15 protein-coding genes are annotated in these 14,737 nt (G+C 64.9%); 10 read left to right on the top strand and 5 right to left on the bottom strand.

What is annotated here, in order from left to right; translation table 11 throughout:
• Window positions 1-16: 16 nt before the first annotated feature.
• Window positions 17-682, bottom strand: coding sequence for a DUF4124 domain-containing protein (locus AC1RDS_RS12805; protein WP_342029667.1), 666 nt, complete (start codon window positions 680-682; stop codon window positions 17-19).
• Between the two features lie 13 nt (window positions 683-695).
• A complete protein-coding gene (locus tag AC1RDS_RS12800; RefSeq protein ID WP_092698573.1) occupies window positions 696-1,223 on the bottom strand; it encodes a hypothetical protein in 528 nt (175 codons plus the stop codon).
• Window positions 1,224-1,735: 512 nt separating this feature from the next.
• Here AC1RDS_RS12800 and AC1RDS_RS12795 point away from each other — a divergent pair.
• Entirely contained in the window at window positions 1,736-2,218 is a 483-nt protein-coding gene (locus tag AC1RDS_RS12795; RefSeq protein WP_492227075.1) for a hypothetical protein, read from the top strand.
• 194 nt (window positions 2,219-2,412) lie between these two features.
• Here the strand turns inward: AC1RDS_RS12795 and AC1RDS_RS12790 are convergent, their stop codons facing one another.
• The 3 genes from AC1RDS_RS12790 to AC1RDS_RS12780 all read right to left on the bottom strand — a co-directional run bounded on the left by AC1RDS_RS12790 (window position 2,413) and on the right by AC1RDS_RS12780 (window position 6,010).
• Window positions 2,413-3,378, bottom strand: a complete 966-nt coding sequence (locus AC1RDS_RS12790; RefSeq protein ID WP_092698577.1) for a tripartite tricarboxylate transporter substrate binding protein BugE — start codon at window positions 3,376-3,378, stop codon at window positions 2,413-2,415.
• A 71-nt stretch (window positions 3,379-3,449) separates the two neighbouring features.
• Entirely contained in the window at window positions 3,450-4,709 is a 1,260-nt protein-coding gene (locus AC1RDS_RS12785) for a CaiB/BaiF CoA transferase family protein (RefSeq protein WP_492227074.1), read from the bottom strand.
• A 104-nt stretch (window positions 4,710-4,813) separates the two neighbouring features.
• Entirely contained in the window at window positions 4,814-6,010 is a 1,197-nt protein-coding gene (locus tag AC1RDS_RS12780; protein WP_092698581.1) for an acyl-CoA dehydrogenase, read from the bottom strand.
• Between the two features lie 187 nt (window positions 6,011-6,197).
• Here AC1RDS_RS12780 and AC1RDS_RS12775 point away from each other — a divergent pair, with 187 nt between their 5' ends.
• The 9 genes from AC1RDS_RS12775 (at window position 6,198) to AC1RDS_RS12735 (ending at window position 14,687) form a co-directional block, all read left to right on the top strand.
• Entirely contained in the window at window positions 6,198-7,148 is a 951-nt protein-coding gene (locus AC1RDS_RS12775; RefSeq protein WP_092698698.1) for a LysR substrate-binding domain-containing protein, read from the top strand.
• Window positions 7,149-7,289: 141 nt separating this feature from the next.
• Window positions 7,290-7,508 carry a hypothetical protein gene (locus AC1RDS_RS12770; protein ID WP_026434562.1) on the top strand — a complete coding sequence of 73 codons (219 nt, stop codon included), beginning with the start codon at window positions 7,290-7,292 and terminating at the stop codon, window positions 7,506-7,508.
• A gap of 266 nt (window positions 7,509-7,774) precedes the next feature.
• Entirely contained in the window at window positions 7,775-8,380 is a 606-nt protein-coding gene (gstA, locus tag AC1RDS_RS12765; RefSeq protein WP_092698583.1) for a glutathione transferase GstA, read from the top strand.
• A 110-nt stretch (window positions 8,381-8,490) separates the two neighbouring features.
• Window positions 8,491-10,959, top strand: a complete 2,469-nt coding sequence (hsdR, locus tag AC1RDS_RS12760; RefSeq protein ID WP_492227073.1) for an EcoAI/FtnUII family type I restriction enzme subunit R — start codon at window positions 8,491-8,493, stop codon at window positions 10,957-10,959.
• Window positions 10,960-10,976: 17 nt separating this feature from the next.
• Window positions 10,977-11,462 carry an SHOCT domain-containing protein gene (locus tag AC1RDS_RS12755; protein WP_492227072.1) on the top strand — a complete coding sequence of 162 codons (486 nt, stop codon included), beginning with the start codon at window positions 10,977-10,979 and terminating at the stop codon, window positions 11,460-11,462.
• Between the two features lie 6 nt (window positions 11,463-11,468).
• On the top strand, window positions 11,469-12,953 hold the full coding sequence (locus tag AC1RDS_RS12750) for a type I restriction-modification system subunit M (protein WP_492227071.1): 1,485 nt from the start codon (window positions 11,469-11,471) through the stop codon (window positions 12,951-12,953).
• Between the two features lie 129 nt (window positions 12,954-13,082).
• Window positions 13,083-13,670, top strand: coding sequence for a nucleotidyltransferase domain-containing protein (locus AC1RDS_RS12745; protein WP_287877533.1), 588 nt, complete (start codon window positions 13,083-13,085; stop codon window positions 13,668-13,670).
• Window positions 13,663-14,121, top strand: coding sequence for a hypothetical protein (locus AC1RDS_RS12740; RefSeq protein WP_287877531.1), 459 nt, complete (start codon window positions 13,663-13,665; stop codon window positions 14,119-14,121). The genes AC1RDS_RS12745 and AC1RDS_RS12740 overlap by 8 nt, the downstream gene beginning before the upstream one ends.
• Before the next feature lie 11 nt (window positions 14,122-14,132).
• Entirely contained in the window at window positions 14,133-14,687 is a 555-nt protein-coding gene (locus AC1RDS_RS12735) for a restriction endonuclease subunit S domain-containing protein (protein WP_492227070.1), read from the top strand.
• Window positions 14,688-14,737: the final 50 nt, after the last annotated feature.

Here is a 14,737-nt window from a genome sequence, read left to right as displayed (position 1 = left end):
TGCGCCGGGGTGGCGTTCAGCGCGGGTAGCTGTTGCCCTGGCTGTCGTAGCAGCGGAACACGTTGCACTGCGTGATTCTGCGCGGTGGCGGCGGTGGTGCGGGCCGGGTGTAGACCGGATGGCGCGGCGGCACCAGCACCACCGCAGGGGATGTCTCCACCCGGGCCGCGCGGGCCTTTTCCAGCTCGGCATAGGCCTCGGGGCCCAGGCAGTCCAGGTCCACCTGGCGCTGCGCGGTTTCGACGCGCAGGTTCTGGTCATAGCTGCCGCTGGCGCTGCTGACGACCACATCGAGGTTGCGGCGCGAGCGGGCGCAGTCGGCCGACCGTGCGTAGTCCTGCGGGCGTGTGGCCCGGCGATTTGCGCGCTCGGCCAGATCGCGTTCACGCCGCGCGTCGCGGTCGGCATCGATCTGCAGGGCGGCCGCTTCGGCCTGCCGTTGCTGCTGTTTGCGTGCCAGGGCCTCGGCCGCCTGGTCGCGCTCCAGCTGGATTTCCTGTGCGGTCTTGCGCGGCTCGACCTCGCGCACCGTGGCGGCGCCCGCGCAGGCACCGTCGGTGTAGGTGACCTGCCCGGTGCGCGCATCGGTGCAGCGCAGCACCTGGGCCTGCGCGGCGAGACACAGCAGCGCCACACCGGCGACCAGGCAGTTGCGCACCAGCGGCATGGCAGGTTCTTTCACAGGTTCTCCGTTTTCAGTTGTCCTGTCCGCGCGGGGCGTCGCTTCTCCCGCGGGGGTGGTCCGGGCGATTTTGCCGCGGGTTGCCATCCGGTGGTTGGCGCTCGTCATTGCGGCGCTGGCGCTGAGCCTGGTCACGGCGGGGCTCATCGCGCTGGGCCTGCACACCACGTTGGTACTGGTCGCGCTGGGCCTGGTCGCGCTGGGCTTGTTCACGGCGTGCCTGGTCGCGTTCGCGGTCCCGGCGGGCGTCCTGTTCGCGACGGGCATCCCGGTCGCGCAGGGCTTCGCGCTCGCGCTGGGCCCGCTCGCGTTCGCGCCAGTCATTGCGGTCGTCGTACCTGCGTCCGTAGTAGCCGGGCGGCGGGGCCACCGGGTAGCCGTACACGGCAGCAGGACTGCCATAGATGTAGGTGGACTGTTCGTACACGCCGTAGCCGATGGGCTGCGGCGTGTAGTAGGGGTCGCCAGGAACCACGGCGCAGCCCGTGGCCAGCGCGGTGAGCGCCAGGGCGGAAACAAGGCGGGCAGGTAGGTGTGTCATGGTGATCAGACTCTGGCGGTGCGCAACGCGTTCCGTGCGCTGCGTAAAGCCCTTGAAAAGCGCCCCGGCGGAACGTTACAAATTGGCGGGCCGGTACTCTCCATTAGACGCCCGAGGACGCCATTTGGTTGACCTGGCACCGCGGTCCCGCCGGTACCGCCCGCCTGCATGGCGTGGTGAAACCCGGGCGATCCCGGTCGGGGAGCCAGAAACAGCCTGGAAAAAGCTCTGTTTTATATAGCTGTCAGCGCTTTTGCGATAAGCGCTGGAGTCGATTTTATGGCGCATCGGCTCGATTCCCCAACTCTGCGGGCAACACCCGCCGGATGGCATCCGCCAGGTCTTCCACCATGAACCGGGCTACATGGCCGTCCGTGCCGAGGCCGCGCGCATGGTCTTCGTTGGCCGAGCCCGATAGCGGGCGGGATGATCGGCTGGTTGCCCCCGGGTGGTCTGGGCCGGACCCACCGGCCTTATGCTCTGCGCCTTTTCACCGATCCGCCGCAGCGCCCATGACCGACACCTCCGACACGCCCACCCCCGTTCAAGAACCCCGTCTGTGGAGCGACGGCCGCTGGACGGCGCGCGTCATCAAGAACGAGGACGACGATGGCTGGGCCGTGGCCATGACGCTGCACGGCGAGGCCGAGCCCGCGCTGGTGGGGCCGTGGACAATGGGGCGCGACAAGACGAATCCCAAGCCGCTGGATGTATCGGCCTTCAACACCCTGGTGAAAACGGCCAGCGAGGTGCTGCGCCGCCACGAGCAGCAGCTGCATGCACAGCTCAACAAGAGCGTCATCATCACCGTGCAGGGCGAGCGCCTGCGAGTGGCCCTGGCCATCGTGCCCGACGAGGAGGGCGCCACCGCCACCCTGAGCGCGCAGAACGCCTTGGGCGAAGAACTGGCACGGGTGCCGGTGCCGCCCAGTTTCCAGCTCACCGCCGCCCGCGCCACGGCCTGGGCCGAGAGCGGGTTTGAGCGGCCGCGCTGAAAATTGTTTTTGTTGCCGGTCAACTAGGGGTGTTCGCGGCAGCTTGGTGCCGCATCCATCCACGCTGTTTTGCAGCGCGTGGCGGCGCCTTGGTTGCATGAAAAATCTGATGGCGCTACAGATTGTTTCCTTGCGAATGTGTGCTTGGCCGGGCCATGCAGGCAACGGAGGGCATGGCCGGTTCTTTCACATCCTCAGTCCAGGCTGAGCTTTTGCTTGGCCACCACATCCTTGTACACCGCCAGTTCCTCGCGCATCTGGCGGGCGAAGGCTTCGGGGGTGTCGGCCATGATGATGGAGCCGGTTTCCTCGATGCGCTTGCGGATCGCGGGGTCCTGCAGCACCTTGCGGGTGGCGGCATTGACCTTGTCCACGATGTCCCTGGGCAGGCCCTTGGGGCCGATGAGGCCGTAGTAGGCCATGCGATTCACGCTCTCCAGGCCCACTTCCTTGAAGGTGGGCACGTCGGGCAGCGCAGGCACGCGCTGCGGTGCGGCCACTACCAGGGCCGTGAGGCGCTTTTCCTTGATGAAGGGCAGGGCCGAGGGCAGGTTGTCGAAAATCAGCGGCACCTGGCCGGCCACGGCGTCGTTGAGGGCGGGGCCCGAGCCGCGGTAGGGCACATGCACCATGAAGGTCTGGGTGCTCAGCTTGAACATCTCCATCATCAGGTGCGTGATGCTGCCGTTGCCCGGCGAGGCGTAGGCGTACTTGCCGGGCTCCTTCTTCACGGCGGCCAGCATGCCCTTGTAGTCGCGGAAGGGCAGGTTGGGGTGGGCGGCGATCACATTGGGCGTGGCGGCAATGTTGATGATGGGCGCGAAGTCGGTGGCGACGTTGTACGGGATCTTGGGGTTGATGGCCGGATTGGTGGCCGTGGTGGACACGGTGGCCATGCCCAGGTTGTAGCCGTCGGGGTTGGCGCGTGCGGTTTCGGCTGCGCCAATGCTGCCGCCGCCGCCGCCCTTGTTCTCCACCACCACGGGCTGGCCCAGCTCGCGGCCCAGCGGTTCGGCCACGATGCGCGCGATCAGGTCGGTGGTGCCGCCTGCGGCAAAGGGCACGAGCAGGCGGATGGGCTTTTGCGGGTAGCCCTGTGCGTGGGCGGTAGTGCCGAAAATGGCGAGGATGCCCAGGACCAGGGCGCTGCGACGGATCATGCTTTTATCTCCTGTTGTTGAAATGAAATGGTGAAGCAGGGGTGGCGAAGAGGGGCGCGGCTGCGCCGTATTCAGAGAACCTTTTTCTCGCGCAGGACGGCAATGGCCTGCGCGCCCAGACCGAGTTCGGCCAGCACCTCATCGGTGTGCTGGCCCAGGGCCGGTGGGGCGTTGCGCAGCACGGGCGGGTTGCGCGAGAGGCGCAGCGGGCTGGCCACCGTGGCCACCTGCGCGATGCCGTCGCCCGCGTCGCGCGGCAGGCTCACGCGCAGGCCGCGTGCCTTCACCTGCGCATCGTCAAACGCCTGGGCAATGGTGTTGATGGGGCCGCAGGGCACGGCCTTGTCTTCGAGCAGTGTGATCCACGCGGCCGTGGTGCGTGTGCGGGTCACGGCCTCCATGGCGGGGATGAGGTGGGCGCGGTGCTGCACGCGCAGCGTGTTGGTGGCAAAGCGCGGGTCGGCGGCCCACTGGGGCTGCTCGGCCGCCGCGCAAAAGCGCTGGAACTGGCCGTCGTTGCCGATGGCCAGCAACATGTTGCCGTCGGCGGTGGGGAAGTCCTGGTAGGGCGCGAGGCTGGGGTGGCTGTTGCCCATGCGGCCGGGCGCCCTGCCGGTGGCCAGGAAGCCCGAGGCCTGGTTGGCCAGCACGGCCATGCCCACGTCGAGCAGCGCCATGTCGATGTGCTGGCCCTGGCCGGTGCCGTTGGTGGCGTTGTCGCGCACATGCAGCGCTGCCAGGATGGCGTTGCTCGCATACAGGCCGGTGAACAGGTCGATCACCGCCACGCCCACGCGCATGGGGCCGCCGCCGGGCTGGTCGTCGGCCTGTCCGGTGATGCTCATGAGGCCCGTCATGGCCTGCACCATGAGGTCGTAGCCGGCGCGTTCGGCATACGGCCCGTCCTGCCCGAAGCCGGTGACCGAGCAGTAGATGAGGCGCGGGTTCAGCGCGCGCAGGCTCTCATGGTCCAGGCCGTACTGCTTCAAACCGCCGACCTTGAAGTTCTCGACCACGATGTCGGCCTGCAGTGCCATCTGCTTGATGAGTGCCTGGCCTTCAGGCGTGGCCATGTCGATGGTCACCGAGCGCTTGTTGCGGTTGCAGGCGGTGAAATAGCTGGCCTGGTTGGTGTCGTTGCCGGCTTCGTCCTTCAGGAAGGGCGGACCCCACTGGCGTGTGTCATCGCCCAGGCCGGGGCGCTCCACCTTGACCACGTCCGCACCCAGGTCGGCCAGCATCTGGGTGCACCAGGGGCCGGCGAGCACGCGGGAAAGGTCGAGCACCTGGATGCCTGCCAGGGCGCCTTGAGGGGAGGGGATGGTGGTCATGGGTGTCAGTTACTATGAAATGAATAGCTGTCAGCGCTTGCTGACCAATCGCCAAAAGGCAAAAACACCGCAAGTGCGGTGTTTTTGTGCCGGACTGCAAACGCTCAGTTGGCGAACGCTGCGATGCCCGTCTGCGCGCGGCCCAGGATGAGCGCGTGCACATCGTGCGTGCCTTCATAGGTGTTCACCACCTCGAGGTTCACCAGGTGGCGTGCCACGCCGAACTCGTCGCTGATGCCGTTGCCGCCCATCATGTCGCGTGCCAGGCGGGCAATGTCCAGCGCCTTGCCGCAGTTGTTGCGCTTGATCAGCGAGGTGATCTCCACCACGTTCTGGTGCTCATCCTTCATGCGGCCCACGCGCAGTGCGGCCTGCAGGCCCAGGGTGATTTCGGTCTGCATGTCGGCCAGCTTTTTCTGGATGAGCTGGTTGGCGGCGAGAGGCCGGCCAAACTGCTTGCGGTCCAGCGTGTACTGGCGGGCCGTGTGCCAGCAGAACTCGGCGGCACCCAGCGCGCCCCAGGCGATGCCGAAGCGTGCGCTGTTCAGGCAGGTGAAGGGGCCCTTGAGGCCTTGCACTTCGGGGAAGGCGTTTTCTTCGGGCACGAACACGTCGTCCATCACGATTTCGCCGGTGATCGAGGCGCGCAGGCCCACCTTGCCGTGGATGGCGGGGGCCGTCAGGCCCTTCATGCCCTTTTCGAGCACAAAGCCGCGGATGGGGCCCACGGTGCCGCCTTCGGACACTTCCTTGGCCCAGACCACGAACACGTCGGCCACGGGGCTGTTGGTGATCCACATCTTGCTGCCCTTGAGCTTGTAGCCGCCGGCCGTCTTGTAGGCGCGCGTGGCCATGCTGCCGGGGTCGGAGCCGTGGTCGGGCTCGGTCAGGCCGAAGCAGCCAATCCACTCGCCGCTGGCCAGCTTGGGCAGGTATTTCTGCTTTTGCGCTTCGGTGCCGAATTCGTTGATGGGCACCATCACCAGCGAGCTTTGCACGCTGGCCATGGAGCGGTAGCCCGAGTCCACGCGCTCGATCTCGCGCGCCACCAGGCCGTAGCTCACGTAGTTCAGGCCGGCGCCGCCGTACTGCGTGGGAATGGTGGGGCCCAGCAGGCCCAGCTCGCCCATCTCGCGGAAGATGGTTACGTCGGTCTTTTCGTGGCGGAACATGTCCAGCACGCGCGGGGCCAGCTTGTCCTGGCAGTAGGCGCGGGCGGCGTCACGGATGGCGCGCTCGTCGTCGGTGAGCTGCTGGTCGAGCAGGAAAGGGTCATCCCATTGGAAAGCGGTGCGTGCCATGTGCGTGTCTCCAGATCAAACAAGAAAGAAGAGAGGAAAAGCAGAATTGATGGGAACGCATCGTAGGGTGCGGCCCGGTGTGCGGCAAGCGAGTTCTTTTCATCCAGAAATGCGTTTTTTGAATATATGGAATACTCCACTAAACGACCGCCGCACCGGAATGGCCCTTGAAAAGTTCCTGTTCATCATGCGCCGCAACATCCCCTCCACCCAGGCACTGGCCTGTTTCGAAGTCGCAGCCCGCCACGAGAGCTACACGCGCGCCGCGCAGGAGCTGTCGCTCACGCAAAGCGCTGTCTCGCGCCAGATCCAGGCGCTTGAAGAGTTCCTGGGCGTGCAGCTGTTCCGCCGCACACGCCACGGCGTGGTGCTGACGCCTGCGGGTGCGCACTATGGCCGCCAGGTCGCGCGCTGGCTGCAGGGGCTGGAGCGCGACACCCTCGACGTGATGGCGCACCAGGGCGAGGGCGGCACGATCACGCTGGCAGCCGTGCCCACGTTTGCCACGCGCTGGCTCATCCCGCGCCTGCCGCAACTGGCCCGGCAGCACCCCGACATCGTGGTGCACATCGAAACCCAAACGCGGCCCTTCCTGTTTGCCGACACCACGTTCGATGCCGCGCTGTATGCCGGCACACCCGAGCAGGTGGCCAACTGGCCTGGCGTGCAGGCGCTGCTGCTCATGCACGAGGATGTGGTTCCGGTGTGCTGCCCGCGCCTGCTGGAATCCGCCGCGCCGCGCGGCCGCGGCCGCGCGCACCAGCCCGTGTCGGCCGAGGCGCTGGCCGGGCTGCCGCTGCTGCAGCAAAGCACCCGGCCCTATGGCTGGCGGCAGTGGTTCGACGCCATGGGGGTGGACGCGCCCCATGCGCTGGACGGCCCGCGCTACGAGCTGTTCTCCATGCTTGCCGTGGCCGCCACGCATGGCATGGGCGTGGCGCTGATACCGCCCCTGCTGATCGAGGCCGAGCTGGCCAGCGGCGAACTGGTGGTGGCCTGCGCGCGTCCGCTGCGCGGCGAGCGCGGCTACTACCTCATCAGCCCCGCGCAGGCCCAGCCACCGGTACTGGCGGCGTTTGCGCAGTGGTTGCTGGGCATGGCGCAGGGGATTGCGCCGGGTGATGGGCCCGCGCCATGATGTGTGCAGCGCCGCTGCGCTTGCTGGCAGGCGCCCCGGTGCTGCACACCAGGTTTTCAGCGGGGGCGCTTGCGCTGCGCTGGCCATCGGTCTAATCTGGCGGCGTCAGTGGCATGTGGAACTGCCAGTTGGAGAACGACCATGACGAACACTTACCACGCAGCGCATTTCGACCCCACCGTGGACGAAATCGATGTACTCAAGCGGCTGGAGATGGGTGAACTCATCACCCAGGACGGCGCGCTCAGGGAGCACCTGTCGGGGCGGCTGCTGGAGTGGGGTCTCATCAGCAAGAACGCGGGCGGTGAAATGGCCATCACCCCCTCGGGGCGGCAATTGATCCGGCGCCAGGACAATTAGCGCCAGGAGCCGTTGCGCCGGCGCGGCGCAGATGCCGGGTGTGCGGCGCAGCACCAGCGCCCGCGGTGTCGGGTTGTCGGCCAGGTGGGATGTGGTGTGTGCGGCCCTGCGGTACAGCGGTGGGGTGCGCACAGTTTGGTGGGCGGATCTTTCCGCGCATCGACTTGCGGATCGCCGAAGCGGTCAGGAGCACGGGCGGCATGCGATGGCTGTGCGCTGCACAATCGCTCCGTTCTTTCCAACCCGTCCACCAAGGAAAATCCTTCATGAAACTGTTCATCAAGCCCGGCGCCTGTTCCCTGGCATCGCACATCGTGCTCGAAGAAACCGGCCTGCCGTACACGACCGAGGTGGTTAACCTCCAGACCAAGCAGACCGCCAGCGGTCAGGACTTCTGGGCCATCAACCCCAAGGGTTACGTGCCCGCACTGCAGCTGGACGACGGTACCCTGCTCACCGAAGGCCCGGCCATCGTCCAGTACCTGGCCGACCAGGTGCCCGCCAAACCCCTGGCCCCGGCCAACGGCACGCTGGCCCGCTACCAGCTGCAGGGCTGGCTCACGTTCATCGGCACCGAGCTGCACCGCAACTTCGGCGCCTTCTTCAACCCCGCCGGCACGCCCGAATGGAAAGAGGTCTCGCGCAGCAACCTGCAGCGGCGTTTTGCCTATGTCAACGACCAGCTCGCGGGCCGCGACCACCTGATGGGCGCCGACTTCAGCGTGGCCGACGCCTACCTCTTCACCGTTCTCGGTTGGACCGGCCACATCGGCCTCGACCTGGCGCCCTGGCCCAACCTGGTCGCTTTTCGCGCGCGGGTGGCAGCGCGTCCAGCGGTGCAGGCCGTGCTGAAGGACGAAGGCCTGGCCTGACGGATATGCCGCCACCGGCAAGGCTTTGTCGGGGTGACACGGGGCGGCGGTAGTATCCGGTAACAACTACACGCCACCCCTGCATGCCCAAGGTGGGTGCAACCTGCCGAATGGACAAGAAAAACCTCTCCGAAAGCGACATCTGCGACAAGTTCATCCGCCCGGCCATGGAGCGCGCCGGGTGGAACGGTCTGGACCAGATCTTTCGGGAGTACCCGTTGCGGGCTGGGCGTGTGGTGGTGCGCGGCAGCAAGGCCTACCGCGACAAAAGCTCGGTGCTGCGCGCCGACTACGCCCTGTTCTACAAGGCCAACATTCCCCTGGCGGTGGTCGAGGCCAAGGACAACCAGCACGCCGTCGGCGCGGGCATGGGCCAGGCGCTGAACTACGCCCAGCTGCTGGATGTGCCGTTCAGCTTTGCCAGCAATGGCGACGGCTTTGTGTTCCGCGATGCGACCCTGGCCACCGGCGTGCTGGAGAAGAATCTCACCCTCGAAGAATTCCCCTCGCCACAAGAGCTGTGGAGCCGCTACTGCGCCTGGAAGGGCTGGTCCGCCGAAGAAAGCCGCGTCGCGGGGTTTGATTACGCCCCCAACAAAACCCCGCGCTACTACCAGCTCAACGCCGTGAACCGCGCGGTCGAGGCCATCGCTGCCGGGCAAGACCGCGTGCTGCTGGTCATGGCCACTGGCACTGGCAAGACCTACACCGCCTTCCAGATCATCTGGCGCCTGTGGAAGAGCGGTGCCAAAAAACGCATCCTGTTCCTGGCCGACCGCAACATCCTCATCGACCAGACAATGGTCAACGACTTCCGCCCCTTCAAGGGCGCCATGGCCAAGCTCAGCCCCAACGCCAAAGGCGTGGAGCGCGTCGATGCACAAGGCACCGTTTCGGTCGAAGACGTGGCTCTGGCCGTCCACAAAACCACCAAGCTGGTGGACAAGAGCTACGAGATTTACCTGTCGCTCTACCAAGCCGTCACCGGCACCGAGGAAGAGCGCAACATCTACAAGCAGTTCAGCCCTGACTTCTTCGACCTCATCGTGGTGGACGAATGCCACCGGGGCAGCGCGGCCGAAGACTCTGCGTGGCGCGACATCCTCACCTACTTTGCCAGCGCCACGCAGATCGGCCTGACGGCCACGCCCAAGGAAACCAAAGACGTTTCCAACACCGACTACTTCGGCGAACCCGTCTATACCTACAGCCTCAAGCAAGGCATTGAAGACGGTTACCTGGCCCCGTACAAGGTCATCCGCGTCGATCTCGACAAAGACACCTTCGGCTGGCGCCCTACAGCAGGCATGACCGACAAGCACGGCCACGCCATCGAAGACCGCATCTACACCGGCGCCGACATGAACCGCAAGCTCGTGCTGGAGCAGCGCGATGTGGCTGTGGCCGCCAAGATCACCGAATACCTCAAGGCCACCGACCGCTACGCTAAGACCATCGTCTTTTGCGAAGACATCGACCACGCAGCCCGTATGTGTCAGGCGCTCGCCAACGCCAACGCCGACCTGTGCGCCACCCAGCCCAAATATGTGGTGCAGATCACCGGCGACAACACCGAGGGCAAGCTGGAGCTTGACAACTTCATCGACCCCGAAAAAGCCTACCCGGTAATTGCCACCACCTCCAAGCTCATGAGCACGGGGGTCGATGCGCAAACCTGCAAGCTCATCGTGCTGGACCAGGGAATCAAGTCGATGACCCTGTTCAAACAGATCATCGGCCGTGGCACCCGCCTGCGCGAAGACCTGGGTAAAACCTGGTTCACCATCCTCGACTTCAAGCGCGCCACCGAACTCTTCGCCGACAAAGACTTTGACGGCGAGCCAGTGCAGATCTACGAACCCGGCAGCGGCGAGCCCGTGACGCCGCCCGAACCGGCAGTGCCCGGCGGCATTCCGGGTGACACAGGTCAGCTTGGTGGTGCGTCAGACCCCCTTGACCCTCTAGGCCCGTTCGCAGGCGGTGGTGGTGCAGGGGACGGCCCCAAGAAATACATCCTCGGCAGCAACGTCACCGTGACTGTGGCCCGCGAGCGCGTGCAGTACCTCAATGCCGAGGGCAAGCTCATCACCGAAAGCCTGCGCGACTACACCCGCATCAACCTGCGCAAACGCTTTGACTCGCTCGATCAGTTCCTGCAGGCCTGGCAACAGGCCGACCGCAAGGCCGCGTTGCTGCAAGAGTTGGAAGGGCAGGGCGTTCTGCTGGAGGCCCTGGCCGATGAGGTAGGCAAAGACCTCGACCCGTTCGATTTACTGCTGCATGTGGCCTACGACCAGCCGCCCCTTACGCGCAGCGAGCGCGCCCGCCGTGTGCAAAAGCGCAATGTCTTCACCCAATACGGCCCCGTGGCCCGCAAGGTGCTGGAGGCATTGCTCGACAAATACGCCGACGAAGGCATCGCCACCATCGAGAGCAACGAAGTCTTCAAGCTCCAGCCCTTCACCGACCTGGGCAGCCCAGTGGAACTGGTGCGCAGCTTTGGCGGCCGCCCGCAGTACCTTACCGCCCTGCAAACCCTGGAGCGCGAGCTGTATTCCACGGCCAGCAGTGCCGCATAAAACAACATAAGGTGACCATGAAAGAAATACTGAACAAGGCCAAGGAGAAAGCAGGGCAGCTCTCGCGCGATCTGCGCCCAGATGCCGCCGATATCAAGCGTTCAGCGGATTACGCGATAGACGCCGCAAGCAAAGTGGCTGGGGAAGTGGGGCGTCTGGGCAAGGATGTACTGAAGTCAGACATGGCTAAAGATGCCGCCGCTGGCGCAGCCATTGGCGCCGTGATCGCCGTGCCGGTGCCGGTCATCGGACCGATGGCGGGCGCAGTCATTGGTGCAGGTCTGGGTGTTTACAAGAACATCACGCGCCCAGGCGGCGCCAAGTCTGCCGAGCCAGAGGCACTGCCCGTCCGTCAGCCGCTTCCCGTCATCGAGGTGACTGCCACTGAAAAAACCGGGTCCGACAAATTTGAAGAGATCAACAAGCTCCATGAGCTCAAAGTCAAGGGTGCCTTGACCGACGAAGAATTCGCCGCCGAAAAGAAAAAGATCCTGGATCGATAACTAGACATGTCCAACCTCACCCCCGTCATCAAATCCATCCAAGACATCATGCGCCAGGACAGCGGCGTCGATGGCGACGCCCAGCGCATCAGCCAGCTCACCTGGCTGCTGTTCCTCAAGGTGTTTGATGCGCTCGAAGAAGAGCTCGAACTCACCCGCGACCATTACCAGAGCCCCATCCCCGAGGCCATGCGCTGGCGCCACTGGGCGGCAGACCCCGAGGGCATGACCGGCGACGCGCTGCTCGACTTTGTGGACAACCAGCTCTTTGCCACCCTCAAAAGCCTCAGCGCCGACCCTGTACGCAACCCGCGCGGCTACGTGGTGCGTGGCGTGTTTGAAGACGCCTACAACTACATGAAAAGCGGCCACCTGCTGCGCCAGGTGGTCAACAAGCTCAATGGCATCGACTTCAACCGCCAGGCCGAGCGCCACCAGTTCAACGACCTCTACGAAAAAATCCTCAAGGATCTGCAAAGCGCAGGCAACGCGGGCGAGTTCTACACCCCCCGCGCCGTCACCCAGTTCATGGTGGACATGGTCAACCCGCAGCTGGGCGAGGTGGTGCTCGACCCCGCCACTGGCACCGGCGGCTTCCTCGTCTGCGCCATCGAGCACCTGCGCAAACAGGTCCACAACGCCGATCAAGAGGCCGTGCTGCAAAACAGCATTCGTGGCGTCGAGAAAAAGCAGATGCCGCACATGCTGTGCGTCACCAACCTGCTGCTGCATGGCATCGAGGTGCCCAGCAACATCCGACACGACAACACCCTGGTGCGCCCTCTGCGCGATTACACCCAGGCCGACCGCGTGGACGTGGTGCTCACCAACCCGCCATTTGGCGGCGTGGAAGAGCCCGGCATCGAACAAGGCTACCCCGCCGACGTGCGCACCAAGGAAACGGCCGACCTTTTCCTCGTGCTCATCAAGCACATCCTCAAGACGAATGGCCGTGCTGCCCTGGTGCTGCCCGACGGCACGCTGTTTGGCGAAGGCGTCAAAAGCCGCATCAAAGAACAGCTGCTCACCGAGTGCAACCTGCACACCATCGTGCGTCTGCCCAACGGCGTGTTCGCGCCCTACACCGGCATCAAGACCAACCTGCTGTTCTTCACCAAGGGCCAGCCCACGCAGCATGTCTGGTACTACGAGCACCCCTATCCGCCGGGCGTGAAGAACTACAACAAGACCAAGCCCATCCGCATCGAAGAGTTCGACGCCGAGAAGGCCTGGTGGGGCACCGAGGTCGACGGCTTTGCCGCCCGCGTGGAAAACGAGCGCGCCTGGAAGGTCAGCATCGACACCATCCGCGCCGCCAACTGGAACCTCGACCAGAAGAACCCCCATGTCGGCGAGCAAACCAGCCACGACCCCGAGGTGCTGCTGGTCGACTACGCCCGCCTGCAGGCCGAAGCCCAGGCCCTGCGCGACGAGCTCAAGGCCATCCTCGCCCAGTCTTTGACCAAAACGGCCGATGGCGCTGCCGACTAAGCGCTAATAGCTATAAAAAATAGAGCAATTTTCGCGGCACCTCAGGGCACGGTTGGCAACGTGGAGCACTGGACATTCATCTGTTGAAGTGCACAATACGTTTTCCAATAGAAAACAATCGTTTCTTCTTTGAAAACACATTCCACCCTTGCAGAACTGCTGTTCCCCAACCAGTACCGGCGCAAGGTGCTAGCGCTGCTCTTGATGCAGCCCGAACAGAAAATGCACCTGCGCGAGCTGGCCCGCCAGACGCAGGCCGCCCCCGGCACCCTGAAAAAAGAGCTGGACGCGCTGTGCCATGTCGGCCTGCTCACCAGCGAGCGCGTGGGCAACCAGGTGCAGTTTCAGGCCAACCAGGGCCACCCCGTGTTTGCCGAGCTGCAGGCCCTCATCCGCAAAACCACCGGCCTGGCCGATGTGCTGCGCCAGGCCCTGCAGCCGCTGGGCGAGCAGGTAGAGCTGGCCTTTGTGTTCGGCTCCATGGCCAGCGGCAGCGCCCACGCGGGCAGCGATGTCGATTTGCTGGTGGTGGGCCGCGCCAGCTTTGGCCAGGTGGTCGAGGCCACCTACGCCGCCCAGGCCCCGCTGGGGCGCGAGATCAACCCCAAGGTCATGACCGCTGCCGAATGGGCCCGCCAACGCGCCGAAGGCCAGCCCTTTGTGCAAGAGCTGCTGGCCAAGCCGAAAGTGATGCTGATCGGAACCCTCGATGCCTGAAGAAGAACTGAACAACCTGGCGCGCATCGGCATGCTCGACAAAGTGCCGTTTTCCGCCGCCCTGCTGCACAAAATGCTGGCCACCGCCCGCACCCGCCTGCAAGACGCGCAGCGCGTGGGCAACAGCCCCGAGACGCGCTTCGACTGCGCCTACACCGCCATCCGCGCCGTGGCCGATGCCGCCTTGCACGCCCAGGGCTGGCGCACCTCCACCAGCAAGCCCGGCCACCACCAGACCACCCTGCAGTGCCTCACGCACACCCTGGGCGTCAGCCCCGCCACCGTGCGCGTGCTCGACGCCCTGCGCAAGCAGCGCAACCTGAGCGACTACGACGGCGAACTGGTCACCGAACAGGCCCTGCACGAGTGCCTGCAACAGGCCCAAACCCTACTGCAACGGGCAGAGCAACAACTGGCCCCATTGATGAATAAAACCGCCCCTGGCGCTTGAGGAGCAAGCGCATGCTGCTATCCAATTTGGACCTACTGGCCACCGCACCCGGTGGCGTCGCCCGCCTGCGCGAGCTGATTCTGACCCTGGCCGTGCAAGGCAAGCTGGTGCCGCAAGACCCGGCGGATGAACCTGCGAGCGTGCTGCTGCAGAAGATTCGGGCGGAGAAGGACCGGTTGATTGCCGAGGGCAAGATCAAGCGGGATAAGCCGCTGGCGGAGATTGGGGAGGAGGAAAAGCCGTTTGAGTTGCCGTCGGGGTGGGAGTGGGTGCGACTGGGCGCTTTGCTGAAGAAGATCGGTGCAGGAAGTACGCCCCTCGGGGGGCGCGAGGTATATGTCTCATCCGGCGTGAAGTTCCTTCGATCACAGAACGTGTGGGATGACGGTTTGCGCCTTGACGGTGTAGCTTTCATCAAGCCAGAAACACATGCAAAGATGGCTGGCACAGTGGTCGTCGCAGATGACTTGCTATTCAACATAACTGGAGCATCCATTGGGCGTTGTGCCGTGGTTCCAAGTGATTTTGATGAGGCAAACGGAGCCTGTCAGAAAGTTTGTGTGTGAGGCATAGCATGTCAACAAGGAGCATGAATGCCACGCAAGACGAAGACCAC

This window comes from Acidovorax sp. GW823-FHT02H02, assembly GCF_058797075.1.
The sequence above is the reverse complement of the archived record's forward strand: the minus strand, read 5'-3'. Positions and strand labels throughout refer to the sequence as shown.